Source organism: Ruegeria sp. BC7, assembly GCF_056539165.1.
This window is the reverse complement of record NZ_JBQFUL010000002.1, coordinates 602,751-628,073: the sequence shown is the minus strand read 5'-3', so window position 1 is coordinate 628,073 and position 25,323 is coordinate 602,751. Positions and strand designations below refer to the sequence as shown.

Here is a 25,323-nt window from a genome sequence, read left to right as displayed (position 1 = left end):
ACCGGTAGCGCGCCTTATTTTCAGTTCAAAGAGCGGTTATTTACCGTCTTCTTCGCGAATGATCTCGGCATCCGCCTCTTCTTCGTCATCGTAGTAGCCATCGGCACGCAACTGTTCCTCGCGCTTTTTCTCGACGCGGGCGACGAGGAAGATCGATATCTCGTAAAGCCCGTAGACCACCACAAACAAGATGACCTGAGTGATCACGTCAGGCGGTGTCACCAACGCCGCCAGCACCAGAATGGCGACCACGGCGTATTTGCGGACCGAGCCCAGACCTTCGGCCGTCACCAGCCCCGCCTTGCCCATCAGCGTCAGCAGAACCGGAAGTTGAAAGCACAGGCCAAAGGCCACGATGAACTTGATCGTCAGGTTCAGATATTCCTGCGCCGAGCCTTGGAACACCACGCTCAGCGGGGCGGCGGTTGCGCCTTCGGTCACGGCCTCACCTTCGGCCCCGAACTGCTGGAAGCCAAGGAAGAAGTCATAGGCCAGCGGTGTGACCACGTAGAAGGCAAAGCTGGCACCCAGAAGGAACATGAAGGGCGAGGCCAGCATGAACGGCAGGAACGCGTTCTTTTCCGATTTATACAGCCCAGGGGCCACAAACCGCCACATCTGCATCCCGATATAGGGAAAGGCCAGAATGAACCCGCCCAGAAGCGAGACCTTGATGGCCACAAAGAACCCTTCCTGCGGCGAGATGAAGATCAACCCGCAATCCTGCCCGCGTTCGGCCAGAACATCGCATAACGGGCGCGTCAGGAAGTTAAAAAGAGGCGTGGCCACCGTAAAGCAGATGATCATCCCGATCAGAAACGCCACGACGCAGTGAATGAGCCGCGTGCGCAACTCCGCCAGATGCTCGATCAATGGGGCCGAGCTGTCCTCGATCTCGTCGGTCTTGGTCATGTCTTGCTTTCGGTGTTCAGCGCGGCTTCGGCTTCTTCCGCCTTGGCCAGAGCTTCGGCTGCTTCCCTAGCCTTGCGTTCGGCCGCAGCACGCGCAGTCGAGGCCTGAATCTTCTTCGCCTGTTCCGCCCGTTCAGCCGCCAGCTTGCCGGTTTCACTGTCAGGGTCGAACTTGGTCGGATCCATGCTCTTGGCCATTTCCTGCGCGGCTTCTTTCACGCCGTCCATGGCCGTGCCAACCGGATTGGTCGCCGCGTTCAGCCCCTTCTTGATTTCATTGACACCGGCCTGATCCGCAGCCTCGTTCATCGCACTGCTGAATTCACGCGCCATACCACGCGCTTTGCCGACCCAGCGGCCAACATTGCGGAACAGCACAGGCAGGTCCTTTGGCCCCACAACGATCAGGGCCACGATGCCAATGACCAGAAGCTCGGTCCAGCCCAGATCAAACATCTGGTCTTATGCCTTGTCTTTGTCAGTCTCGGGCGTGACGTCCTTGGCCAGCTCGGACGCGTCCTGTTCCAACTCATCCGCGCCTTCTTTGACGCCCTTTTTGAACGAGGTGATGCCCTTGCCCACCTCACCCATGAGCGAGCTGATCTTGCCGCGGCCAAACAGCACCAGCACCACGACAGCAATCAGTAGAAGACCGGGAAGACCGATATTGTTGAGCATGTCATATCTCCTTGTACATCGACGCACTGCGTCGGGAATGTGATCTGAGTTTGTGTCTACGCCCGGATCCCGGCTCGCAAAAGTGAGACCTTGCTATTTGGGCGCCAAAATTGACCGCCATACGCGGTTTTTTGAGACTCGCAATTCTCAACTGCCAGGTTTATGTCAGTTGATAGTGGCTAGGTACAGACCATCGAAACCTGGTCAACGGAGACTCAAATGACCCATGTTGCAGAAATCGTCACCTTCAGCCTCGCCAATGGCACCACTCCGGCAGAGTTTGTAAAACTCAGCCAGGCCTCCGAAGGCTTTGTCCGGTCTGCGCCCGGCTTCACCCACCGCCACCTGAGCCAGGGCGAGGATGGCCGCTGGACCGACTACGTGGTCTGGACGGATATGAAGGCGGCCAAAGACGCCGCCGCGCAATTCCCGCAACAGGATTTCTGCGCGGATCTGATGGCTGCGATCAACCCGGAAAGCATCCAGATGCGTCATGAGAACGTGCTATGGAACATGACCGCCTGATCGCGGTCGGAACGGCGTGTCATGCGCCGCACTGACCGCCTGTTCGACATCATCCAGATCCTGCGCGACGGCAAACTGCACCGCGCGCAGGATATCGCGGATCGGCTCGAGGTGTCGGTCCGCACGATCTATCGCGACATGGATACGCTGGTCGCCTCGGGCGTTCCGGTCGAAGGCGAGCGCGGCGTGGGCTACATGGTGCGTGAACAGATCACCCTGCCTCCTCTGAACCTGACCCCGGCCGAGCTTGAGGCGCTGAACCTCGGCATGGCAATCGTAGCCGAAGCCGCCGACCCGGATCTGAAAGCCGCCGCCGAAACGCTGGCCGACAAGATCGACGCAGTGCTGCCGACACAGGTCGTGGCCGAGGCCGACACCTGGAAATTCGCCGTCTATCCCTTTGCCGATGCCGCGCGCGGGCTGGCGCATATGGCACCGATCCGGTCCGCTATTAAGTCACGCCAAAAACTACACCTGGCCTACCGCCGCATCGACGGCGTGTTGACGGACCGCACCGTCCGCCCGCTCCATATGGAATATTGGGGCCGCGTCTGGACCCTGACGGCATGGTGCGAATTACGAAAAGGCTTCCGCGTCTTCCGCGTAGACCTAATCGAATCTGTCCACCCACTGCCAGAGATCTTCGCCGACGAACCCGGCAAAAGGCTCAGCGACTTCGATCCACACGCGTGATCCGCGCTTCATCTGGCTAAAAATATCCCCGCCGGAGGCATGGTCCGGAACGGACCATCCCTATTGCTTCAAGTAAGGTTCCGGATCGACGGCTTCAAACCCTTTGCGAACCTCGAAATGGACATAAGCATTGTCGCCGCCGCGCAAGGACGCGATTTTCTCGCCCCGGCGAACGCGATCACCTTTTTTCACCGTGATTTTTTCGACATTGGCATAAACGGTCAGCAAATCGTTCTTGTGCTTTACAACGATGATCGGCACCTGATCCGCGTCGGCTGTAATGGCCGCCACCGTTCCAGCCTCGGCCGCCTTCACGGACGCACCCGGCGCTGCGGCAATATCAATCCCTTCGTTCTTACCTTTCTTGTAAGCGCGAATAATCGTTCCGGTGACAGGCATTCCCAATACGGAATTGCTTTGGTTCGTCGGTGCCTCGGCTGTGACGTCAGGCGCGGGCTCAGCAGGGGCGATAACTTCATCCGGCAACGGCTGAGTGGCACTCGGCGGCGTCGGTGTCGGTGACCCCTGCCCCGGCTGCGTGACATTGGTTGCAGGTTGGCTTGTCTGTTGCGGCGCAGGCTGGCTTTTGATTGGGATCAGCAAGAACTGCCCCTCGCGCACGGTAAAGTCCGAATCCAAACCGTTCCAGTCGGCAAGGGCGTCCACCGGCACGTCATAAAGCCGTGAGATCGTAAAGGCGGTTTCACCCCGTTTGACCTTATGCCGGATCGGTTCCGGACCCGCAGGCGTTGGCGCCGGAGCAGGAGCCGCCGCAGGTTGCGCAGGTTCCAGAGTAGAGGTCCGAACAGACCCGTCCGTCGGCGCGTCGTCAATCGCGGTTCCGGCAATCGTGGCTATATCCACTGTGCTCGCCGCACCCACCGCCCGCGGCAGAGCGACAACTTCGCCATCACGCAGAGTGTCAGTCGGCTTGAGGCCGTTGAAGGTGGCAAGCTCGCCCTCAGGCAGGCCGACCCGAGCGGCCACGTCCCTCACCGTGTCACCACGGCGCGCTATGGCGACCTGATAGGTCGGGTACGTGATAACGCCCCGCGTGTCTGGCGCCGGTCGGTTCGTGGTCGCGGATTGCGCGGCGTCGGTGGTCGAAAATCCACCGACCTGCCCGCGCAGATCATAGTCCAGCGGGCCTTCACACCCGGCCAAGATTGCCAGGGCCGCGACCCCTGGTGCGCAGCGGCGTATCGCTGATTTGGAAACTGCTCTCATTTTACTGTCCTCAACACCTGCCCCTGTTGGCCGGGGTTCCGGTGCATATTGCAGAATATTCCTTTACGCCCCTTCTTTTCCCAGCCCCTCTAACAGGGGTACGAAACGAACGGGCAACAATTCGTCATAGTCCAGACCGGCCTCGGTTCGCCGCACGCGGATCAACGTCTGAACCGCATCCGACTGCCCCACCGGCAAAACCATGATACCGCCGATTTTGAGCTGCGCCAAGAGCGGCCCCGGCGGGTCTTCGGCGGCGGCCGTCACAATAATACGATCAAACGGAGCCTGCTCGGGCAGGCCAAAAGACCCGTCAGACAGCATGGCCGTCACATTGGTCAGTCCGAGGTCTCGGAAAAGCTGACCCGTTTCCCTCACCAGACGCTTATGGCGCTCGACTGTATAGACCCGGCGCGCCAGTTTCGACAGGATCGCCGCTTGGTAACCAGAGCCGGTCCCAATCTCCAGAACCGTGTCCCGTGGCCGAACCTCCAGCGCCTGCGTCATCAGCCCAACGACCGAAGGCTGGCTGATTGTCTGGCCACAGGCAATCGGCAGCGGCGTGTCCTCATAGGCGCGTTTGGCGAATAGTCCCTTGACGAATTGCCCCCGGTCGATCTGCTCCATCGCGGCGAGAACGCGCGCATCAGTCACCCCGCGCGAACGCAGGGCAAACAGGAACTGCATGGTGGTTTCTGCGCTTGGTCCGGTCATTCGATTACCTTCAGCGCCTCCACCGCGTCATGCGCCGTCAGGTCCGCCCGCATCGGTGTCACCGAAATATACCCGGCCAAGTTCACCGCTGCATCCGTCCCCGGCGCTGTTGGGTTGTGCTGATAGCCCCCCTTGATCCACAAAAAGCGCCGCCCCGACGGAGAGCTATGCGGTTCGACCGAGAAATGAGTATCCCGACGGAACCCCTGTGGCGCAATCCGGGTGCCCAGCACTTCGTCCGCAGGAACGGGCGGGAAGTTCACGTTATAAAACAGTCGATAGTCGCCCTGCTCTGCTGGCGACGCATCCAGAATTTTGCGCACAAGATCAGCCCCATACCGGGTTGCCGTTTCAAAGGGATCGTCCAACCCAAGGTTGCGCGGGCCAAAATACTGGGACAACGCGATGGCGGGGATACCCTGCAACGCCGCCTCCATCGCGCCACCGACCGTTCCGGAATAAAGCGTGTTTTCAGCCGAGTTATTCCCACGGTTCACCCCCGACAAAACCAGATCAGGCGGCGCATCCTTCATCACATCATGCAGACCAGCAAGCACGCAATCAGCCGGAGAGCCCTCGGCTGCAAATCGACGTTCGCCCAGCTTGGCCACCATCATCGGATGCGTGTAGCTTATGCAATGACCAACGCCTGATTGTTCAAACGCAGGCGCAACAACCCAGACCTCACCTTCTGGCCCGGCAAGCTCTGCGGCAATCGCCTCAAGAGCGATCAGCCCCGGAGCATTAATTCCGTCATCGTTGGTCAGAAGAATACGCATATGCCCCATCCGTCCCTGCGTTTTTCCCTTGATAGACCTGCCCCCGCGCGGCGGCAAGCGAACCGCACCCCCATTCTGAGGCTTTCGCGCACCACTTGTGTCAAAACTGCAAAGTCAGGTTCTATTTTGGAAAAACAAAACAGCGGTCACGACGAACCGTCAACCACATGACCCGCCCCGGATTTGGCACAAAAACATTGGGCACCGTCGCCTTGAGGATCGACCCGTCGTGATCCATCCGAAATTCGACCAAACTCTCGTTGCCAAGAAACCGTGCGCGCTCGACCACACCTCGGGCCGCGACGCCGTCAGTCGCCGTTGGAAGTGGACCTTTGCCATTGCGGTCAAAATCCAGCCGCAGGTGTTGAGGCCGGAATACGATCTCGACATTCGTGCCATCCGGTACGCCCGGCGCAAGAAACTGGCCAAACGGAGTGTCGGCCAAAGCCCCATTAACTTGCGCGTTCAACACATTGACATCACTAAAGAAAGCAACTGCCGCCTTGTCCGCAGGGCGGGTATAGACGTTGTACGGCGCACCTTGCTGAACAATCTTGCCTCTGCGCATCAGCGCGATTTCGTCGGCCATGCGCATCGCTTCTTCCGGTTCATGCGTAACCAGAACGACGGCCGCGTCCTCTTCTTTGAGGATCGCGAGCGTCTCGTCGCGGATACCGTCGCGAAGGCGGTTGTCGAGGCCCGAAAAAGGCTCGTCCATCAGCATGATCCGAGGGCGCGGCGCCAAGGCCCGCGCAAGCGCTACCCGCTGCTGCTCGCCGCCTGACAGGTGATGCGGATAACTATCCATGAACCGCATCAAATCAACTTTGCGCAGAAGTTCTTCCACCCGCGTGCGTTTTTCGTCTCTGTGACCCTTCAACCCAAAAGCCACATTATCCGCCACGCTTAGATGTGGGAACAACGCAAAGTCTTGAAACATAAGCCCGATTTCACGACGTTCCGGGGGCACCCGAAAAACTGTATCGCAAATCAGCTTTCCATCGACGTAAATCTCGCCGGATTCTTGCATCTCGACCCCGGCAATCATGCGCAGCGTCGTCGACTTGCCGCATCCCGATGGCCCCAGCAGGCAAGTCACCTGCCCCGCTTGCACAGTCAAAGACACGTCATCCACAACAACCCGCCCCTCATACCGCGCGATCAGGTTGCGGATTTCCAGCCGTGGAGGAGTTGCGTCTACTGTCACCGATGGACCCCGTTGCCTTTCCCGATCAAAACCATCGGGCTTGGGCGGGGATAGCAACCCCGCCTCTTAGGTGCAAGAGATCAGCAGCACCCACCTGACGGCGCTTCTGCGGTGGCTTCAAATGGGCTTTCGCCGCCACACCCTTCAAAAATGCCATAATGGGTCGAGAAATCGCCGATGAAGTCGAAATGCCGGGCAAATCGCGTGCTTTTCAACATCATCCACGTATTGCCGCACACCGGAAAGACCTTGCCGGTTTCAATCGCATGGTGGTCGTCCAGTTCAAACAAATGCGGAGCGTGAGGGATAGTGCCCTTGTAGATCACCGCCTGGCCGTAATCCTCGCAAGCGGGCTCCAGCTCTGAGAGTTTGAACAGACGATACGTTGCTGAAAGGAACTTCAACGGCGCAACGCGTTCCTCCAACACCGGGTTTTCAATGGTCAGCGGTCGGTGGGTCACGCGGCGCGGATCGCCAAAGCCCGCCTTGCGCGAGATCGACAGGAAATCATTCCAATACAGCGCCCCAGACAGGCATTCGCCGTACAGAACCTCATCCTCGGCCATGGCTTGCGGCACGCGCCGGTCGGCGTAAACGTCCAAGAAATACATCTCGCCGCCTTCTTTCAGCAGACGGTGCGCCCCGCGCAAAACCGCCTCTTTATCTGTGGCCAGATTGATCACGCAATTCGAGACAATGATGTCGAACGAGCCCGGCTCAAGGTCCAGTTCGTCCAGCTTTTCGATGTATCCATGATGGAATTCAACATTCGACGCGCCATGACCAAAGGCCTGTGCGTGAAAGTCCTGGTGCGCACGGGCGACGTCCAGTTGCTCGGGCGTCATGTCCACACCAACCACGCGGCCTTTTTCGCCGACCATCGCGGACAGGGCGTAGACGTCGCGCCCGGCCCCGCACCCCAGATCGAGAATGCTCATCCCCTCAAGATCAAGCGGCGCGATCAACCCGCATCCATAGTAACGGGTCAGCACATCGTCATGAATTTGCGAAAGAATCCTCTTTACGTGATCCGGCATGTCATCCGGCGTGCAACATGCGTTGGTCTGCAGGTCCGAACTGTCTTGCAAGACTTCGCCATAGTAGTTCTGCACCGACTCATGCTTCATCGTAAGGTTCCCCGTATTTCGCGTCTTAAACCTGCTAGTTCAGAGCGGTCTCAGGTGCAATCCAAGCCTCCGGCATCTAACAGAACTGTGAGTTGCCCACCTTAGTCCAACAGATCGAAATCAACGCCCGCGCGCACCCGGCCATTTACCTGAATCTCCAACCTGTGCGCACCGGGAACCAGCTTGAAGGTTGTCGCATCGGCCTTGAGCTTGTGCTTCTTGGCCAGTCTCAACACTCCATCGCGCAACATCGATTGCTTGAGCTTGTGCACCTTGGCTGAGGTCTTTCCCCCAGGGCGTTGAAAGTGAACGATATAATCCACCAGAACCGGCTGATCACCATCGCCATTCAGCACCACATCAAACTCCAGCGCCCCGCCGATCCTGGCCTCACCGAGGACAGCGACGCTTGCCGACATCTCGGCCTCGGGATCGAAGCCCAGAATCTTCATGGCCTCCGGGTGGCCCGATTTGACCAGTCCGCGCAGAGTGTGCGTGGTCATCCAGCGCAATTCCTCGGCATCCTGCTGCGCGTCCCGTGACCAGCTTTGCAAACGGTCCAGAACCAGCTCTGAGTTCTTTTTTGTAATATCATTCAAATGGTTGGCGACCGAACGTGTCACATATCGGGTCTTGTCCGCATGCAGCCGGTCAAGCAGTGGCAGCGGATCGGTCAGGTCCAGCCCAACCGCCTGCCCCCAAGGAAGCCTGGGCCGTGTGCCTTCGCTGACCAGTCTGCGCACGTGATAGCTGTCGTGATCGCACCAAGCCTCCATGCGCGCCATCACCTTGTCAGGATGGTGGTTCAGGAATGGGCGAATGGCCCATTCCATTGAAAACCTCTGCGTCAGTTCTTCGATCACATCCAGCGCCAGATCGGGATGATCCAACCCAACGTCCACAACCCAGTCGCCCAAGGGTGCAAAGATGAAGTCCCCAAAGTCGTCATCCGTCTTGGTCGGGTCCAACGGGGGCGGCAAGGCCCCCAACAACGTCGGCGCGATGTCCGGCAGATCACCGGGAACGGCCTGTCTCAGACAGGTGGCAATCCACGCCATACGTTCTTTCAACTCAAGATCAGGCAGGCGGGACATGACGTTTCTCTCAAACGCCAGCCCATCAAAAGACGGGCTGGCGGCCGCAAACAACCCTGCCAGAAAGCGGGCTTTATCCGCGTTAAAAAGCTGATCTTTAAGAGAAAAGTTCTGCGCCATTGTTACATCGTCAGGTTGGTTGCTCCGCCATCCAGCAAGATGTTCTGCCCAACGATGAATCCGGCGTGCTGCGAACACAGAAATGCGCAAGTCGCGCCGAATTCTTCGCGCGAGCCGTAGCGTCGTGCCGGGATCGTGGCGGCACGCTCGGCGCGTGCCTCGTCGATTGAAATACCCTTTTGGGCCGACACACCACCATCCAGCGCATTCGCACGATCCGTCGCATGAATGCCCGGCAGCAGGTTGTTGATCGTCACCCCATGCGGGGCCACTTGACGCGAGGTTCCGGCCACATAGCCCGTCAGCCCGGTCCGCGCCGCGTTCGACAGGCCCAGCACAGCGATCGGCGCGCGCACGGATTGCGAGGTTATGTTGACCACGCGCCCCCAGCCTTTGTCCATCATCCCCGGCAGCAAGGCTTTCATGAACGCAATCGGCGTCAGCATGTTGGCGTCCAGCGCTTTGATGAAATCCTCACGCTCCCAATCCGACCACATACCCGGAGGAGGGCCGCCCGCGTTTGTCACAAGGATATCAACACCCTGCGCGGCATTAATAACCCGCTCCTGACCGTCCGGCGAGGTGACATCGCACGCCACCGTCTGAACGTTCACGCCATGGTCCGAGCGCAAACGCGCAGCTTCAAACTCTAACGCCTCGGCCCCGCGCGCGTTCATCACCAGATCGACGCCCGCTGCGGCCAAGGCCTCGGCACAGCCCAGACCCAATCCTTTGCTGCTGGCGCAAACCAGCGCGCGTTTTCCTTTGATTCCCAGATCCATATGATCCTCCCCATCTGTTGTTGCCCGCATGTCTAGCACCGGCCAGACGGGGAAGACCAGATTTCAGGGTGCGTTAGTAAAAGAACTCTTCGCGAACGATCTTGCCGTTCGCCACGTGATAGACGCCGACCTCTTGCATATCAAAGGTTTCACCGGTCTCTTTCACCTTGCCCTGCACCGCGAAGATCACGGCAAATCGATCGTCGCCGTGCGGGAACGGATCACTGACCGAGGCACCCGAAACTTCGTGTGCGCCTTCCCACCACTCCTGCTTGCCACGGATCGCGTCCCGACCCTGTGTTTCGCGGCCCATATTCATAAAATCCTGCCCCTCGACCGAAACGGCATCCTCGGCATAGAGTTTTTCCAAATTCTCTTTGGCGCGACCCTCGCGGCAGCCTGCGACAAGCTCGTCTGCGATTTCCTTCAAATTCATTGATCCACTCCACTATTTGTTCACTATATGTTCTTATTGCCACAAGCACACGATTCTAACCACCCCCTTTGTCTTGCTTCGGCGGGATTCCCCGCCTATACGCGCGAATATGCTTGATACCTCGAACCAACCCTCCCTGCCGCCCGAGATCGCCCGGCGCCGGACATTCGCTATCATCTCGCACCCGGATGCGGGCAAGACGACGCTGACGGAAAAGTTCCTGCTGTATGGTGGCGCCATTCAGATGGCCGGTCAGGTCCGTGCCAAAGGTGAGGCGCGGCGCACGCGCTCGGACTTCATGCAGATGGAGAAGGATCGGGGCATCTCGGTCTCGGCCTCGGCCATGTCATTTGACTATGGGAACTTCCGGTTCAATCTGGTGGACACGCCCGGTCACAGCGATTTCTCGGAAGACACCTATCGCACGCTGACCGCCGTAGACGCCGCCGTGATGGTGATCGACGGCGCGAAGGGTGTAGAAAGCCAGACGCAGAAACTGTTCGAGGTTTGCCGCCTGCGCGATCTGCCCATCCTGACTTTCTGTAACAAGATGGACCGCGAAAGCCGCGATACATTCGAGATCATCGACGAAATTCAGGAAATGCTCGCCATCGACGTCACGCCCGCCGCGTGGCCGATCGGTGTGGGGCGCGATTTCATCGGCTGCTATGACATGCTGCGTGACCGGCTGGAGCTGATGGACCGTGCCGACCGCAACAAAGTGGCCGAGAGCATTCAGATCGACGGGCTGGACGATCCCAAGCTGGCGGAACACGTGCCCGAACACCTGCTTGAGAAGCTGTTGGAAGAGGTCGAGATGGCGCGCGAGTTGCTGCCCGCGCTGGACCCGCAAGCCGTCCTGGAAGGCCACATGACCCCGATCTGGTTCGGCTCAGCCATCAACTCGTTCGGCGTCAAGGAACTGATGGAAGGCATCGGCGCTTACGGCCCCCAGCCGCAGGTGCAATCGGCTGAACCACGTCAGATCGCGCCGGATGAAAAGAAGGTGGCCGGGTTTGTATTCAAAGTGCAGGCCAACATGGACCCCAAGCACCGCGACCGGGTGGCGTTTGTCCGCATGGCTTCGGGCCATTTCAAGCGTGGCATGAAGCTGACCCATGTGCGGTCGAAAAAGCCGATGGCGATCTCGAATCCCGTTCTGTTTCTGGCGTCCGACCGCGAACTGGCGGACGAGGCTTGGGCCGGCGACATCATAGGCATCCCCAACCACGGTCAGTTGCGCATCGGAGACACCCTGACCGAGGGTGAAGCGCTGCGCGTGACCGGTATCCCTTCGTTCGCCCCGGAACTGCTGCAATCAGTTCGCGCGGCTGATCCGATGAAGGCCAAGCATCTGGAAAAAGCCCTGATGCAATTTGCCGAAGAAGGCGCGGCCAAGGTGTTCAAGCCCTCAATCGGCTCGGGCTTTATCGTCGGCGTTGTCGGTGCCCTTCAGTTTGAAGTGCTCGCCAGCCGGATCGAGATGGAATACGGCCTGCCCGTGCGGTTTGAGGCATCTCAGTTCACCTCGGCCCGCTGGGTCAGTGGCAGCAAGACCGAGGTTGAGAAATTCGTCAACGCCAACAAGCAGCACATCGCCCATGATCATGACGGCGACATCGTCTATCTGACACGCCTGCAATGGGACATTGACCGGGTCGTGCGCGACTATCCCGAACTGAACCTGACGGCCACGAAAGAGATGATGACGTGACCGACCAAAAGGTCTTGCATGACGCGTGATGCCCCAAGCTGGGGCATCGTCTCAACGGTCCGCGGCTTGTCCTCGGACATACTAAAGTTCGCGGCGTATCATCTGGACCTTGGCGTCGACCGCATCTACCTCTATCTGGATGAACCCAACCCGCGCGCCTTCAACGCCCTGAACCGTCACCCAAAAATCGAGGTTCGCAACTGCGACGCCGGGTTCTGGGCCCATCGTAAACGCGAACGCCCGGACAAGCACCAAACCCGGCAGACGGCAAACGCCACCTTTACCTACCGCAAGGCGCAAGAGGATTGGCTGGCGCATATAGATGTCGATGAATTTCTCTGGTCCGAAAGTTCGATCTCCAGCCTACTCAGCGCGGTCCCGGACCAACTGCTTGGTGTCCGCGTCCGCCCGATCGAAGCGATGGCAGGGGGTGGAGACCAGTACAAAGCCCATATTCCCGCTGGGCCCGAGCGCGAGAACATCGTCCAAACGCTCTATCCCAATTACGGCGCATTCGTTCTGGGCGGATTCCTGAGCCACGTGCAGGGAAAGCTGTTCGTGCGAACCGGGCGGCCGAAAGTCAGCCTTCGTATTCACAACGTGTTTCAGCATGGGGAACTATCGCCCTGCAAAGTAGAGCTGCAGCAAGTTGATCTTTGCCACAGGCACGCCCCGGACTGGGACCACTTCCTTGCGTACTACCAATTCCGGTTTGAACGCGGCTCTTATCAACCGGGCATGTCCCCCAACGTTCCCCGCGAACTTGGAGGCATGAACAAGAATGAACTGCTGGCGTGGATAGAGGCCGAAGGCGGACAGGACGCGCTGCGCACATTCTTTGACGAACTCAGCGGCGCAGACCCCTTGGTACACGCAAGACTTGAGCAGCACGGCCTTATTCAGCACCGACCGCTGCACCTCGATGAAAAGCTTGCGAAACACTTCCCCGGAAGCGTCTGAATTGTTGCAGGAAATCTCCAGCAGTTCGGATCGCCGCTACGTTAATTCGTCTTCATTTGACCCCGATCAACGATTTTGTTATGTCCCCGCCAAGCCGAAATGCGCGCTGCTGCGTATGGTCATCCGGACCCGGCACTCCTTTGACGTGCGGGCCAGGTCTAGTGTCCGCAAAAACGGACATACATGACAAAGTTTAACGAACTGAACCTGAACCCGAAGGTCCTCAAAGCCATTGAGGAAGCCGGATACGAAACCCCCACCCCGATCCAGGAGGGTGCGATTCCCCCTGCGCTTGAGGGTAAGGACGTTCTGGGCATCGCCCAGACGGGCACCGGCAAGACCGCAAGCTTTACCTTGCCGATGATCACCCTGTTGGCCCGTGGCCGTGCGCGTGCGCGGATGCCGCGATCGCTGGTACTGTGCCCGACGCGGGAACTGGCAGCGCAGGTGGCGGAAAACTTCGACACCTACACCAAACACCTGAAGCTGACCAAAGCGCTGTTGATCGGCGGCGTCAGCTTTAAAGAACAAGAGGCGCTGATCGACCGCGGGGTGGACGTTCTGATCGCCACACCGGGCCGTCTGCTGGATCATTTTGAGCGCGGCAAGCTGCTGCTGACCGGCGTTCAGATCATGGTGGTGGATGAGGCCGACCGGATGCTGGACATGGGGTTCATCCCCGATATCGAGCGCATCTTCTCGCTGACGCCGTTCACCCGCCAGACTCTGTTCTTCTCAGCTACTATGGCGTCCGAGATTGAACGCATTACAGACACGTTCCTGTCGGCCCCGGCCCGGATCGAGGTTGCCCGCCAAGCAACAGCGTCTGAGACCATCGAACAGGGCGTTGTCATGTTCAAAGGCGGTCGCCGCGACCGTGAGGCCAGCAATAAGCGCAAAGTCCTGCGCGCGCTGATCGACGCCGAGGGTGATAAATGCACCAACGCGATCATCTTCTGCAACCGCAAGACGGATGTGGATATCTGCGCGAAATCGCTGAAGAAATACGGCTATAACGCCGCCGCCATCCATGGCGATCTGGACCAGTCACAGCGCATGAAAACGCTGGACGGATTCCGTGACGGGTCACTGCGCCTGTTGGTGGCCTCGGACGTGGCCGCGCGCGGGCTGGATATCCCGTCGGTCAGCCACGTGTTCAATTTCGACGTGCCCGGCCATGCCGAGGACTACGTGCACCGGATCGGCCGGACAGGTCGCGCCGGTCGCGAGGGCAAGGCGATCACCATCTGCTCGGGTCGCGATGAAAAGGCGTTGGATGCGATCGAAAAGCTGATCCAGAAGGAAATCCCCCGGATCGACAACCCGGTCAAGGACGAGCCGAAACCCGACGCGCCCAAGCGCGAAAAGAAGGCCAAGCCTTCGGATGAGAGCAAGAGCGACAGCAAAAAGAGCGACCGCAAAAGGGACAAAGAGCCCAAGGGCCGCAATCGTCGCGACGGCGGTGGCGCGGCTGTTGTAGGTATGGGCGATCATCTGCCCAGCTTTATCGCGCTCAGCTTTGATGAGCGTCGCGCCGGTTAAATCGACAGCACCAGCACCAGTATCGACGCGCCCAGCAATGTCATCCCGGCGATCTCGCGCCGGGTGATGGTCTCGCGGAAGAACAGCAGCGAAGCGAAAAGGCTCAGGATCAGCTCGACCTGCCCCAGCGCTTTGACATATGCCGCATTCTGCAATGTGAAGGCCAGAAACCAGCAGAAAGACCCGCTCAGGCTGGTGAGACCGACAAATACTCCGGTCTGACGCGTGTCCCAGACGGCCCGTAACTCGGCCCGGTCCCGCCACAGCAACCAAAGACCCATGCTGAGAAACTGGAACGACACCACAACGGCCAGTGTCACCAGCGCCCGGAACCACGCGTCGATATCGCCCAACTCTAATGAAGCCCCGCGGTAACTGACCGAGGAAAACGCGAACAGAACACCCGATCCCAACCCCAGCCGCGAGGCGCGATTGGTCAGGTGTTTCCACCACGCCCCGTCCCCGCCGGGGTTTTTCGACAGCAACAGAACCGCTGTCAGTCCCAGAATGATCGCCGCAAACGCCCCCGCCGACACCTGATCGCCAAGGACCAGAAACCCTACGATGGCGGTCTGGATAACTTCGGTTTTCTTGAAGGTGATCCCAACAGCAAAATTGCGCTGCTTGAACAAAGCGACCACACAGATCGTTGCCAAAATCTGACTTGTTCCACCAATCACGGCAAACAGCCAGAACTTGGCGGTCAGCTGCGGCAGGCCGTGTCCGGTCAGCATCACGGCCACGACCAACCCAAGAACCGCCAATGGCATCGAATACGCAAACCGCGCAAATGTCGCGCCAGCCGCAGTCAGCTTCACGCTGCTCAGCGATTTTTGCAGCATAAAGCGAACGGTTTGAAAAGACGCCGCCGCAAGAGTGACAGGAATCCAAAGGCTCATGCCGACCCTTGTGGCCCTAAATCAATCCCGTGGCCAGAGAGGATGCGCAACCGGGTCCTTCGCACGAACTAGGAACGCACGGAAAATATCGGCATACGAGCGATACACGTAGGATTCGTTCCTATCCAGATAGCGGTCCTTTCCCTTGCGGTACAACGACGGCAGTTTATACCACGGCGCGCTGGGGTTCATGTGGTGAACCACGTGCAAGTTATTGTTCAGAAATAGAAACGCCAACGGCCCACGATCTTCGACGATGACGGTTCTGGCACCTGCATCTTCGTGCGCCCTGTGTTCCAGAAAGGTTCGGATCTTCACCAGCCCCAGCCCGATATAGGCAGACAGGATATAGGCCCATATCGGCATGCCGGATTGCGCAACGACCCAGAGAACCACAGCGACTCCGACCAGATGCAGCCCCCACGCCCTCAGGACATTCCGGTCGCCCTGAAAGGCCGCGCGCATTTCCTGCCGCGTAAAGACATATTGCCCAATCGCCGGGCCCAGAACGATACGCCCCAAAAGAGTGTTGTTCGCGGACAGCAGCAACCGTTGCCAACCGTACAAACGGCCCCAGACCTTCGGGTCGAGATAATTCGATTCCGGGTCATCATACGGATCGGTTAAGGTCGCGTCCCGGTGGTGGGCAAGGTGCAAGTCCCGGAAACGCTGATACGGAATGAACAGCGTCAACGGCAGAGCCATCAACGCCTCATTCAACCAGTTTTGCCGGAATGGATGCCCGTGTAACGCTTCATGCGTTAGTGAGGAGTGCATGGCCGCGACAAGCCCCATCGCCGGGATTGCCACCCACACGGGCGTGTAGAAAATCACCCCCAGCCAAGCTGCGTAACATGCCAGAATCAACGCGAAGGTGATCCATTCAGGTCCCTTGCGCTCAGACATTGCGGCCCCATGCGATGCCCGCCCAGACACGTTCGTAAATCACATAAAGCGTCAAACCGATCGCCGTGTTCACAATCGCCAATGTCCCACCGATCGCAGCGGACCCTGTTGCCACCAGCCCAACAAGGGTCATCACGATCAAACCCATTGCATTCCACAGCACCGCCTTCACGACCGATCTTTGTCGTGTTTCCATTCCGTCACCCATATTCTTGTTATGTCTCAAGAATTACGGACAACGTGTCAGGTTGAAAATTCTGAATATGATTAACAAAATTCATCAAATGTGATATTTTTAAACACATGCAGGATAAAGTCGACAAACGAGACCGAGCGGCGCAGTTCCGACAACGTCTAGCCCGCGCGATGGAAGAAAGGCACATCAGTCAGAGCGCATTGGCGCGCGACATTGGTGTGGACCGCTCGACCGTATCGCAGCTTTTGACCGACGATGGCGCGCGGCTACCTAACGCGCATGTGGTCGGCAGTTGCGCTTCGGCCTTGGGCGTGTCCGCAGATTGGCTGCTGAGCCTGTCTGACCGCCCTGAAAGCGCGGCAGAGTTGCTGGCAAGCTCGCTCACCATGACAGAAGCGCCGCGCGCCCTCGTGGATGAGCGGATATTTGAATGGCACAAAGAGGCTGCAGGCTACAAAATCCGTTATGTTCCAGCGACTTTGCCTGACATGTTGAAGACCCGCGCGGTGCTTGAATGGGAATATGCTCCGCATCTGGGCAGAACGGCGGATCAGGCAATCGGAGCGTCAAATGATCGCCTGACGTGGATGAGAAGTGCGCAGTCCGACTATGAAATCGCGATGCCGCTGTATGAGATCGACAGCTTTGCGAACGCGACCGGCTATTACGAAGGTCTCAACCTGCAAACCCGGCTAGAGCAAATCGACCACTTGCTTGCCCTGTGCGAGCAGTTCTACCCGCGTATGCGGATTTACCTGTTTGACGCGAAACGATTGTATTCTGCGCCAGTGACGATCTTTGGGCCACTGATGTGTGTCTTTTACGCAGGCAGCCACTACATGGCCTTTCGGGATCGCGACCGGATCGAAACCTTTACCCGCCACTTCGATACTCTGGTCCGCGAGGCAGATGTGACTGCCAGGCAGTTTCCTACACATCTTAAACGGTTACGCGAAAAGATGCGCTAGGGTCTTTCCTGTGCTATCGTCGGCTGGCGCGAACTTACGGGCATTCCGAACAATGACGGAGGACCACTGGAATGGACGCACTACAAACCGCACAATACGCACGTGCCCTTTACTCGGCACATGGTGACCGCGCCGAGGCGGAAGCCGCGCTGAAAATGCGCGAATGCGAGGCCGCCGGAAACATGCAACAAGCGCAGGACTGGCAGGCGGTTCGTCAGACCATCCGCCAAATACGCGGGCCAAATCAGGGATAGTCAGAGTTTTGGATCGGGGTTGACGGTATGGCCGTCCACGGCGATCACCTGCCCCGACACCAGCCGTGCCGCATCCGACGCGAGGAACACGGCCATATTCGCTATGTCCTGTCCTTCCACAAATCGTCCCATCGACGTGCCGGACGCGTAGCCGTCATACACCTGGTCACGGGTCATGCCCTTGGCCGCCGCCTCGCGCTCTAGCACGCCCTCCATGCGCGGTCCTTCCACAGCGCCGGGGCAAATGGTGTTACAACGCACGCCAAACGGCCCAAGCTCCATCGCCAGCGTCTTGGCCAGGCCGATCACTCCCCATTTCGCTGCCGCATAGGGCGCGCGATTGGGGTATCCGTATTGTCCGGCAGTTGACGATGTGATCACCACCGCCCCGCTGTTCTGACGCTTCATGATCGGCGCAGCGTATTTCGCACACAAAAACGCACCTTCCAGATTTACCGACAGGCACGCCCGCCAATCCTCAACCGCCACATCTTCGATCGACGCCGTCGGCCCCGCGACACCTGCATTGGCGCAGAGTGTATCCAACCCGCCCCATTCGGCTTCGATCCGCGCGAATATGTCTGCAACAGCCGTTTCATCTGCAACGTTGATTTCAGACTTTCTCCAGTGTGAGGGGCAATTCGACAATGCCTCGGGGTCCAGATCGGCTACCCAGACCTGCGCGGCCGCCGCGTCAAACGCCTCGGCCATGGCTCGACCAACGCCCGAAGCGCCGGCCGTGATCAGGACACGCCCGCTCATGACGGTTTGCGGATCGCGGCGCCCGCGCCTTCGGGATATGGCAAGCCCGCCTGAGCTTCGGCAATCCGCGCCATCGCAGCCTCAATCTCAGCCGACGGAGCGCTGGGGCGGCGGGTCTCAAGGCTGACATGCAGCAGGAAGCTCTCGCCCGTGGCCAGCAGCTTGTCACCTTCATACATGCTGTGAAAAACATGCAGTTTCTTGCCCTGCCCCAGCAGCAACTGCGTGCGCACCTCGATCTTCGCACCCGCATGCACCTCGTCGATATAGCGGATGTGGTTCTCGGCGGTGAAATAGCTGCCACCCGAGGCGATATAGTCCGCGTCACAACCCATGATCTCCATGAGCCGATCCGTGGCGGCGGCGAACGCCTCAAGATACCGCGCTTCGTTCATGTGGCCGTTATAATCCGTCCAATCCAGTGGAACCGCACGCGCGACGGTCAGGATCGGTTGGCTCAGATCGGCTTGGTCGATCGTCGGCAAGGCACCGGGCTTCAACGCGGAATCATGCTGGTTCAGGATCGCCCCCGCGCCCCAATCCTGCGCCTTGAGCGCCCGCATCATCCCCACAAGATTGTTGTCTCGGATACGCTCCAACTCGCGGATCGAGTGCATCCCCGACTGCGCATCCGACTGGCCAGCGATCATGTCCACCAGCTCATCCGTAAACTCGGGCACGTCCATCAGCTTGGTCCAAGGCCATTTCAGCGCCGGCCCAAACTGAGCCATAAAGTGCCGCATCCCGGCCTCGCCACCGGCCACGCGGTAGGTCTCGAACAGGCCCATCTGCGCCCAACGGATGCCAAAGCCCATGCGGATGGCCTCGTCGATTTCTTCTGTGGTGGCGATGCCGTCCTTGACCAGCCATAGCGCTTCGCGCCAGACGGCCTCAAGAAAACGGTCCGCGATATGGGCGTCGATCTCTTTCCTGACATGCAGAGGGAAAAATCCAACGGATTTCAACAGGTCTTGCGCACGCGTCACCATTTCGGCTGGATTCCTGTCGGTCGGAACCAATTCGATCAAAGGCAGCAGGTAAACCGGGTTGAACGGATGCGTCACCACGATCTGCTCCGGACGCAAAGCCCCTTCCTGCAACTCCGACGGCTTGAACCCGCTAGTCGACGATCCGATGATCGCATCTGGATCACATGCCTCTTGCAAGCCCCTGTAAACCTTCACTTTCAGGTCCAACCGCTCTGGCACACTCTCCTGAATCCACTGCGCCCCGCGAACGGCCTCAGACATATCCGCATGGAACGTCAGCGCGCCCTCGGGCGGCAGTGGCACATCACTTAGCCCAGGCAAAGACCGCCGCGCATTGTCCAGAACTTCCCCAATCTTGCGCTGGGCCTCCGGGTCCGGATCAAAGACCCGCACATCCCAACCGTTCAGCAGAAACCGTGCAGCCCACCCGCCGCCGATCACGCCACCACCAATGATTGCCGCTGTATTCACTTCGATCCGCCTCTTCATCTGGCCGAAAATATCCCGGGGGTCGCCATCTGTGGCGCCACTGGTACAAGCCCAGATGGCGACGGGGCTGCCCCCCAAATCCGCGCTTACTTCGCCACCGGTGCGCGCTTGACCAAGCCAAGCTTCTCACGCACCTCTGCAGGCCCAATCACCCGTGCGCCCATATTCTCGATGATGGTCCCGGCACGTTCCACCAGCTGCCAGTTCTCGGCCAGCACGCCCTTGTCCAGCCACAGGTTGTCTTCCAGACCGACGCGCACGTTACCACCCGCCAAAACAGTGGCCGCGACATAGGCCATCTGGTTCCGACCCAAAGAGAACGCACTAAACGTCCAGTCATCCGGCACGTTATTCACCATCGCCATAAAGGTGTTCAGATCATCCGGCGCACCCCACGGCACACCCATACATAGTTGAACCAGAGCGTTGGGTTCCAAAACTCCCTCTTTCACCAATTGCTTGGCGAACCAAAGATGACCGGTATCAAAGGCTTCGATCTCGGGCTTGACGCCCATGTCCGTCATCATCTGACCCATCGCCCGCAGCGCGCCAGGGGTGTTGGTCATGACATAGTCGGCCTCGGCAAAGTTCATGGTGCCGCAATCCAAGGTGCAGATCTCCGGCAGACACTCCGCGATATGCGCCACGCGCTCGGACGCGCCAACCATATCGGTACCCTCGGCCACCGGAAACGGGCTTTCCACCCCGCCGAATACGATGTCCCCGCCCATCCCGGCCGTGAGGTTCAACACAACGTCCACATCAGCGTCGCGAATGCGGTCTGTCACCTCGCGATACAGGTCCAGACGACGGCTGGGCACTCCGGTCTCCGGATCGCGCACATGGCAATGGACTACGGCGGCCCCAGCCTTGGCCGCTGCGATCGCACTGTCTGCAATCTGCTGCGGTGAGCGCGGCACATGCGGGCTGCGATCCTGCGTTCCGCCCGATCCGGTTATGGCACAGGTGATGAAGACTTCGCGGTTCATTTCCAGAGGCATGACGTTTTCCCCAAGTTATACCCGGTTTTGCCCTAGGTTTTCCCCAGACTTCTCCCCGGATTCCGATTTGCTTTCGGGCCCGAGTCTGACGCAGCCTTGCGGAAACACTTGCCAGAATGCGAATCAGACTTGATGAAATCCGCAAAAAACATACTGCAGCCCGAACATCGCGCGCTCAAAACAGCGGTTTTGGTGCTGGATGAATGCAACACGCTCAGCTTCGCTTCGGCCGTTGACCCGATGCGCGCAGCCAATCGACTTGCAGATCGCCCCGCATTTGACTGGGACTATGTGACCGCTACGGCAGAACCAGCCCTGCTGACCAGTGCCCTGACCGTTCCCGGAATTCCTTTGGCCCGTCTGCAAGGCTGCGATTTGATGATCGTGGTAGCTGGGTTCCAACTGGCGCGCCACGCGACACCCAGCCTGCTGGCCGGTCTACGCCGCATTGCCAGCGGCGGCGCAACCATGGCCGGTATCGACGGTGGCCCCTGGCTACTCGCCGAAGCGGGACTTCTGGACGGACATGCCGCCACCACACACTGGGAAGACCTGGACAACTTCGCCAACCGGTTCCCCGAGGTTGACGTGCGCCCTGACCGTTTCACGGTCTCGGGCAATCGCCTGACATCCGGCGGGGCTATTCCAGCCGTTGAGATGATGCTGCACATAATCGCCGCCCGGCACGGGGCAGGCTTTGCCGCGCGGGTGTCCGGCCTGTTCCTGTATGACGGCGCCCCTGCCCCAACAAAACCGCAAAGTCGCATCGGCGCCCCGCACCGCCACACGGCGCTGACGGCCAAGGCCAACAGTCTGATGGAATCGTCACTGGACGAACCCTTGCCGCTTTCCGACATCGCCGAGACCCTGGGCACCAGCCCGCGCACCTTGCAGCAGCAGTTCCGCCTGCGCCTGAACACCACGCCACAAGACCACTATCTGCAACTGCGCCTGGCCGAGGCGCGCCGTCTCGTCACCGACACCGACATGCCTCTGATGGATGTGGCGCTGGCCACCGGCTTCGGCTCACAATCCAGCTTCGCCCGCGCTTTCCGCACCGCCCACGGCCTCTCGGCCCGCGATCTGCGACAAGAGCGGACACAGCCCACTCATCACTGACCGGATCCCCTTCATCTGGCTAAAAATATCCCGGGGGAGTCGCGCGGCACGCGCGGCGGGGGCAGCGCCCCCTAGAACGGCATCGGATGTGCGCGGTGCGCCTCGGTAATGTCCGCCAACACCTCATCGGATAGCTGTAGGTCCTTGCCGTTCAGGATGTGGGCAAGCTGCTCAATCGTTGTTGCGCCAAAGATCGCCGACAACATGAACGGCCGAGTCTGACACCAGGCTAAGGCCATGTGCACCGGGTCCAGTCCATGACGCGCAGCGACCTCAAGGTAGGCGTCAACCGCATCAAACGCGCGGGATCGATGTCGTCCACCCATTTCAGGAACCAGCGACATGCGCGACCCTTCGGGCACCGCGCCCCCTTGATACTTGCCGGTCAGGAACCCAGCAGCCAGAGGCGAAAAGGCCATTAACCCCACATCTTCATGCACGCTCAACTCGGCCATGTCCGTATCGAAATGTCGGCACATCAAAGAGTACTCGTTCTGCACCGAAGCGACACGTGGCCCCACCCCGGCTTCGGCCAGTCGCAGCCACTGCGCGGTGCCCCATGCGCTTTCGTTCGACAGACCAAAAGCGCGGATGTTGCCCTTCTCGACTTGTGCCTGCAGCGCCTCAAGGCAGTCCCGCATATTGTCCAGCACCTCGTCGGTGTTGTGACCCGACGGCGCGTAGGTCCAGTTCTGACGGAACATATAGCTGCCCCGGTTGGGCCAGTGGAACTGATAGAGGTCGATACAGTCCGTTTTCAGGCGACGCAGCGAACCTTCGATCGCCTCAGGGATTGTCTGGCCCGAAATAGGCGCGCCATCACGCGCATGCGCGAAACCCGCCCCGGAATGCTTGGTTGCCAGAACATAGTCAGCACGCCGCGCAGGGTTTGCGGCGTTCCAGTTACCCAGTATCTCTTCGGTGCGCCCTACCGTCTCTTTTGAAATTGGGTTGACCGGATACATCTCGGCCGCATCGACAAAGTTGATACCGGCCTCCAGCGCCATGTCGATCTGTTTATGCGCATCGGATTCGGTGGTCTGCGTCCCGAAGGTCATCGTGCCCAGACACAGGTCCGAAACCATGATACCCGTGCGGCCCAAGGGCTTCATTTCCATCTTTCAATCTCCTGAAAATATCATTGAAGTAAGGCGTTATGCCTCGGCCTTCATCTCCCACCGGCCCGATTCCTCGGACCAGTACTTGGCCGCGCATCCGGCACCCGTCAACGCCTTCCATTGCCCCCGGGCATGCTGAACCGCCTGCGGGTCATTGCCGTCAAACAAGATGCACACTCGGTCCAGAGCGTTCACCTCATCGGGTTCGACAGGCGCGCCATCGACGGCCATCACACAGGACGGCCCGTTGGCTGCCTGCATCTCAGTCGTCAACAAAATGGGTTGCTTCGCGTCATGAGGGCCACCCGCCCGGCCATGAGGCAAAAACCCATCTTCCGGCCCCAGCCACAGCCTTTCGTCCAGCCAGTCCATCCGCGCGGGATCAGTACCCCGCACGGCGATCTTCCACCCGGCCTGCCGCGCCCGGTCCAGAAGAACCGGCAAGGTGTATTCCAGCGGCTGGCGGGTCAGGTGGTAGAAATAGACAGCGCCCACGGAGTTACTCGAAATTGTCCTGAACAAAGCGGCTCAGTGCGCGCACGCCCCACCCGGTTGCACCTTTCGGCGCATAGGATGTTTCAGCCGCGACCGAGGCGACCCCGGCAATATCAAGGTGAATCCACGGGGTTTCCTCTTTCACAAAGCGCTGTAGGAATTGCGCCGCCGTGATCGACCCCGCAGGCCGTCCGCCCACGTTCTTCATATCCGCGACACGTGACTTTAGTTGGTCGTCATAGGGTTTCCCCAATGGCATCCGCCAGGCACCCTCGTCCTCGGCCCCTGCCGCCTTGAGGAACGCATTGCAGAACGTGTCGTTGTTCGAGAACACGCCCGCATTTTCGTGGCCCAACCCGATAATGATCGCACCCGTCAGCGTGGCCAGATCGACCATACCTACAGGGCTGAACCGTTCTTGCGCGTACCACATGACGTCGCACAGGACCAAACGGCCTTCGGCGTCTGTGTTGATGATCTCGACCGTATCGCCCTTCATCGACTTGACCACATCGCCCGGGCGCGTGGCATTGCCCGAAGGCATGTTCTCAACCAGCCCTACAAGCCCGACCACATTGGCCTTGGCCTTGCGCTTGGCCAGCGCACGCATGGTGCCCGCGACAACGCCCGCGCCGCCCATGTCCATGGTCATGTCTTCCATGCCACCCGCAGGCTTCAGCGAAATGCCGCCCGTGTCGAACACAACGCCCTTACCGACCAGAGCCAACGGAGCATCGCCTTTGTCACCGCCATTCCACTGCATCACCACAACCTTGGACGGGCTGACCGAGCCTTGCCCCACGCTCAGCAGCGTGCGCATACCCAGTTCGGCCAGCTTGTTTTCTTCCAGAACCTCGACCTCGAGACCAAGGTCTTTCATCTCGGCCAGACGGTCGGCAAATTCGGTCGTGGTCAGGACATTGGCTGGTTCATTGGTCAGATCACGCGTCATCCGGACACCGTCCGCCACGGCGTAAAGAGGGGCAAACGCAGCCTCAACCTCATCCGGCTTTTGGTGACTGATCGTGACAGTGGCGGTGCGCTCAGACTCTTTCGACTTGTGCGCGTCAAAATCATAGCTGCGCAGTGCGATCCCAAGGGCCAGTTCTTCGGACCGGACCTGATTGCCCGCCATCACAAGGATATCGCGATTGTCTGACAGCTTCGCCAGTTTTGCACCGGCCTTACGCGCCTCAGCCGCGTCGGGACGGCGTGGCAGAACCAGAATGTCCAGTGCCTCGGCCGCCATACCGGTTGGCCACGCAAGCGACACCACATCGCCTGACTTTACCTTTTCAAACCGATCACTTTCGACCAGACGCGCCACGGCACCACGCGTCAGACGGTTCGCACGCCGAACGGCGGGGCTCATCTTGCCGTCCGGTGAAAGGATGATGACCACGCGGCCTTGTGCCTGCGCCATTGCGTCAACGTCAAAAGCCTGAAACTGGATCGGGATAAGACTGCTCATTGCGAACTCCTGAAAATCTGTTCCCCAAGACCTAGCCCGCACTGACCGTATTGACCAGATAGCAGTTTTCCCCGGCTGGCAATTGCAGTACAGTCTCGAAAAAATTCCGACAGGATCGGGGGAGAATACAGTGGCAAGACAGGGCAG

28 protein-coding genes are annotated in these 25,323 nt (G+C 59.4%); 8 read left to right on the top strand and 20 right to left on the bottom strand.

From position 1 onward, the window contains the following. Positions 1-36: 36 nt before the first annotated feature. The 3 genes from tatC to ACR0KS_RS08120 are packed head-to-tail and all read right to left on the bottom strand — an operon-like array spanning position 37 to position 1,589. Entirely contained in the window at positions 37-912 is an 876-nt protein-coding gene (gene tatC, locus ACR0KS_RS08130) for a twin-arginine translocase subunit TatC (RefSeq protein ID WP_170567015.1), read from the bottom strand. Next, positions 909-1,367 carry a Sec-independent protein translocase protein TatB gene (tatB, locus tag ACR0KS_RS08125; RefSeq protein ID WP_170382977.1) on the bottom strand — a complete coding sequence of 153 codons (459 nt, stop codon included), beginning with the start codon at positions 1,365-1,367 and terminating at the stop codon, positions 909-911. Before tatB ends, tatC begins: the two co-directional genes overlap by 4 nt. 6 nt (positions 1,368-1,373) lie before the next feature. Then, a complete protein-coding gene (locus tag ACR0KS_RS08120) occupies positions 1,374-1,589 on the bottom strand; it encodes a twin-arginine translocase TatA/TatE family subunit (protein ID WP_039531114.1) in 216 nt (71 codons plus the stop codon). 219 nt (positions 1,590-1,808) lie between these two features. Between ACR0KS_RS08120 and ACR0KS_RS08115 the strand changes: the two genes are divergently transcribed. Further along, a complete protein-coding gene (locus ACR0KS_RS08115; protein WP_170481616.1) occupies positions 1,809-2,114 on the top strand; it encodes a hypothetical protein in 306 nt (101 codons plus the stop codon). Positions 2,115-2,135: 21 nt separating this feature from the next. Further along, the gene (locus ACR0KS_RS08110; RefSeq protein WP_170567017.1) at positions 2,136-2,807 is read left to right on the top strand and encodes a helix-turn-helix transcriptional regulator; all 672 of its coding nucleotides are present in this window, start codon (positions 2,136-2,138) and stop codon (positions 2,805-2,807) included. A 60-nt stretch (positions 2,808-2,867) separates the two neighbouring features. On the opposite strand, the gene ACR0KS_RS08105 is transcribed toward ACR0KS_RS08110, so the two are convergent. The 8 genes from ACR0KS_RS08105 to ACR0KS_RS08070 all read right to left on the bottom strand — a co-directional run bounded on the left by ACR0KS_RS08105 (position 2,868) and on the right by ACR0KS_RS08070 (position 10,293). After that, entirely contained in the window at positions 2,868-4,034 is a 1,167-nt protein-coding gene (locus ACR0KS_RS08105) for a peptidoglycan DD-metalloendopeptidase family protein (protein ID WP_170567019.1), read from the bottom strand. Positions 4,035-4,097: 63 nt separating this feature from the next. Continuing rightward, a complete protein-coding gene (locus ACR0KS_RS08100; protein ID WP_170567021.1) occupies positions 4,098-4,748 on the bottom strand; it encodes a protein-L-isoaspartate(D-aspartate) O-methyltransferase in 651 nt (216 codons plus the stop codon). Then, positions 4,745-5,527 (bottom strand): 5'/3'-nucleotidase SurE, encoded by a 783-nt coding sequence (surE, locus tag ACR0KS_RS08095; RefSeq protein ID WP_170382967.1) that lies wholly within the window; start codon positions 5,525-5,527, stop codon positions 4,745-4,747. Before surE ends, ACR0KS_RS08100 begins: the two co-directional genes overlap by 4 nt. Positions 5,528-5,648: 121 nt before the next feature. Continuing rightward, positions 5,649-6,734, bottom strand: a complete 1,086-nt coding sequence (locus tag ACR0KS_RS08090) for an ABC transporter ATP-binding protein (protein WP_170413533.1) — start codon at positions 6,732-6,734, stop codon at positions 5,649-5,651. A gap of 80 nt (positions 6,735-6,814) precedes the next feature. Continuing rightward, the gene (locus tag ACR0KS_RS08085; RefSeq protein ID WP_170567023.1) at positions 6,815-7,861 is read right to left on the bottom strand and encodes a methyltransferase domain-containing protein; all 1,047 of its coding nucleotides are present in this window, start codon (positions 7,859-7,861) and stop codon (positions 6,815-6,817) included. A gap of 101 nt (positions 7,862-7,962) precedes the next feature. After that, the gene (locus ACR0KS_RS08080) at positions 7,963-9,075 is read right to left on the bottom strand and encodes a hypothetical protein (protein ID WP_170567025.1); all 1,113 of its coding nucleotides are present in this window, start codon (positions 9,073-9,075) and stop codon (positions 7,963-7,965) included. A 2-nt stretch (positions 9,076-9,077) separates the two neighbouring features. Further along, the gene (locus tag ACR0KS_RS08075) at positions 9,078-9,857 is read right to left on the bottom strand and encodes an SDR family oxidoreductase (RefSeq protein ID WP_170567027.1); all 780 of its coding nucleotides are present in this window, start codon (positions 9,855-9,857) and stop codon (positions 9,078-9,080) included. 73 nt (positions 9,858-9,930) lie between these two features. Then, the gene (locus tag ACR0KS_RS08070) at positions 9,931-10,293 is read right to left on the bottom strand and encodes a nuclear transport factor 2 family protein (RefSeq protein ID WP_170382957.1); all 363 of its coding nucleotides are present in this window, start codon (positions 10,291-10,293) and stop codon (positions 9,931-9,933) included. Between the two features lie 109 nt (positions 10,294-10,402). On the opposite strand from ACR0KS_RS08070, the gene ACR0KS_RS08065 reads away from it, so the two are divergent. The 3 genes from ACR0KS_RS08065 to ACR0KS_RS08055 all read left to right on the top strand — a co-directional run bounded on the left by ACR0KS_RS08065 (position 10,403) and on the right by ACR0KS_RS08055 (position 14,509). Next, positions 10,403-12,007: a peptide chain release factor 3 gene (locus tag ACR0KS_RS08065; protein ID WP_170556936.1), complete on the top strand. Its 1,605-nt coding sequence runs from the start codon at positions 10,403-10,405 to the stop codon at positions 12,005-12,007. Positions 12,008-12,025: 18 nt separating this feature from the next. Then, complete coding sequence (locus tag ACR0KS_RS08060; protein WP_170567029.1) at positions 12,026-12,967, top strand: glycosyltransferase family 2 protein; 942 nt, start codon at positions 12,026-12,028, stop codon at positions 12,965-12,967. Positions 12,968-13,150: 183 nt separating this feature from the next. Further along, positions 13,151-14,509 (top strand): DEAD/DEAH box helicase, encoded by a 1,359-nt coding sequence (locus ACR0KS_RS08055; RefSeq protein ID WP_170567031.1) that lies wholly within the window; start codon positions 13,151-13,153, stop codon positions 14,507-14,509. On the opposite strand, the gene ACR0KS_RS08050 is transcribed toward ACR0KS_RS08055, so the two are convergent. From ACR0KS_RS08050 to ACR0KS_RS08040, 3 genes are read right to left on the bottom strand one after another with little or no spacing between them, the layout of a single operon-like run. Beyond that, a complete protein-coding gene (locus ACR0KS_RS08050; protein WP_170413551.1) occupies positions 14,506-15,408 on the bottom strand; it encodes a DMT family transporter in 903 nt (300 codons plus the stop codon). The two genes, ACR0KS_RS08055 and ACR0KS_RS08050, sit on opposite strands and share 4 nt — an antisense overlap. Positions 15,409-15,429: 21 nt before the next feature. Beyond that, the gene (locus ACR0KS_RS08045; RefSeq protein WP_170567033.1) at positions 15,430-16,314 is read right to left on the bottom strand and encodes a fatty acid desaturase; all 885 of its coding nucleotides are present in this window, start codon (positions 16,312-16,314) and stop codon (positions 15,430-15,432) included. Then, a complete protein-coding gene (locus ACR0KS_RS08040; RefSeq protein ID WP_170382945.1) occupies positions 16,307-16,510 on the bottom strand; it encodes a DUF2061 domain-containing protein in 204 nt (67 codons plus the stop codon). Before ACR0KS_RS08040 ends, ACR0KS_RS08045 begins: the two co-directional genes overlap by 8 nt. Positions 16,511-16,617: 107 nt before the next feature. On the opposite strand from ACR0KS_RS08040, the gene ACR0KS_RS08035 reads away from it, so the two are divergent. Next, on the top strand, positions 16,618-17,478 hold the full coding sequence (locus ACR0KS_RS08035; RefSeq protein WP_170567035.1) for a helix-turn-helix domain-containing protein: 861 nt from the start codon (positions 16,618-16,620) through the stop codon (positions 17,476-17,478). 71 nt (positions 17,479-17,549) lie between these two features. Next, positions 17,550-17,732 (top strand): hypothetical protein, encoded by a 183-nt coding sequence (locus ACR0KS_RS08030; RefSeq protein WP_170382941.1) that lies wholly within the window; start codon positions 17,550-17,552, stop codon positions 17,730-17,732. Here ACR0KS_RS08030 and ACR0KS_RS08025 read toward each other — a convergent pair whose 3' ends face one another. The 3 genes from ACR0KS_RS08025 to bcoG form a co-directional block, all read right to left on the bottom strand. After that, positions 17,733-18,494 carry an SDR family oxidoreductase gene (locus ACR0KS_RS08025; RefSeq protein WP_170567037.1) on the bottom strand — a complete coding sequence of 254 codons (762 nt, stop codon included), beginning with the start codon at positions 18,492-18,494 and terminating at the stop codon, positions 17,733-17,735. Next, positions 18,491-19,972: a carnitine 3-dehydrogenase gene (locus ACR0KS_RS08020; protein WP_170567038.1), complete on the bottom strand. Its 1,482-nt coding sequence runs from the start codon at positions 19,970-19,972 to the stop codon at positions 18,491-18,493. The genes ACR0KS_RS08025 and ACR0KS_RS08020 overlap by 4 nt, the downstream gene beginning before the upstream one ends. A gap of 86 nt (positions 19,973-20,058) precedes the next feature. Then, a complete protein-coding gene (gene bcoG / locus ACR0KS_RS08015; protein WP_170413568.1) occupies positions 20,059-20,973 on the bottom strand; it encodes a 3-dehydrocarnitine:acetyl-CoA trimethylamine transferase BcoG in 915 nt (304 codons plus the stop codon). A 132-nt stretch (positions 20,974-21,105) separates the two neighbouring features. On the opposite strand from bcoG, the gene ACR0KS_RS08010 reads away from it, so the two are divergent. Further along, positions 21,106-22,092 carry a GlxA family transcriptional regulator gene (locus ACR0KS_RS08010; protein WP_170567040.1) on the top strand — a complete coding sequence of 329 codons (987 nt, stop codon included), beginning with the start codon at positions 21,106-21,108 and terminating at the stop codon, positions 22,090-22,092. Positions 22,093-22,163: 71 nt separating this feature from the next. On the opposite strand, the gene ACR0KS_RS08005 is transcribed toward ACR0KS_RS08010, so the two are convergent. The 3 genes from ACR0KS_RS08005 to ACR0KS_RS07995 are packed head-to-tail and all read right to left on the bottom strand — an operon-like array spanning position 22,164 to position 25,176. Then, a complete protein-coding gene (locus ACR0KS_RS08005) occupies positions 22,164-23,210 on the bottom strand; it encodes an aldo/keto reductase (RefSeq protein ID WP_170567042.1) in 1,047 nt (348 codons plus the stop codon). 36 nt (positions 23,211-23,246) lie between these two features. After that, complete coding sequence (locus ACR0KS_RS08000) at positions 23,247-23,705, bottom strand: DNA polymerase III subunit chi (protein ID WP_170567044.1); 459 nt, start codon at positions 23,703-23,705, stop codon at positions 23,247-23,249. 4 nt (positions 23,706-23,709) lie between these two features. Beyond that, positions 23,710-25,176, bottom strand: a complete 1,467-nt coding sequence (locus ACR0KS_RS07995) for a leucyl aminopeptidase (protein ID WP_170567046.1) — start codon at positions 25,174-25,176, stop codon at positions 23,710-23,712. Positions 25,177-25,323 lie beyond the last annotated feature (147 nt).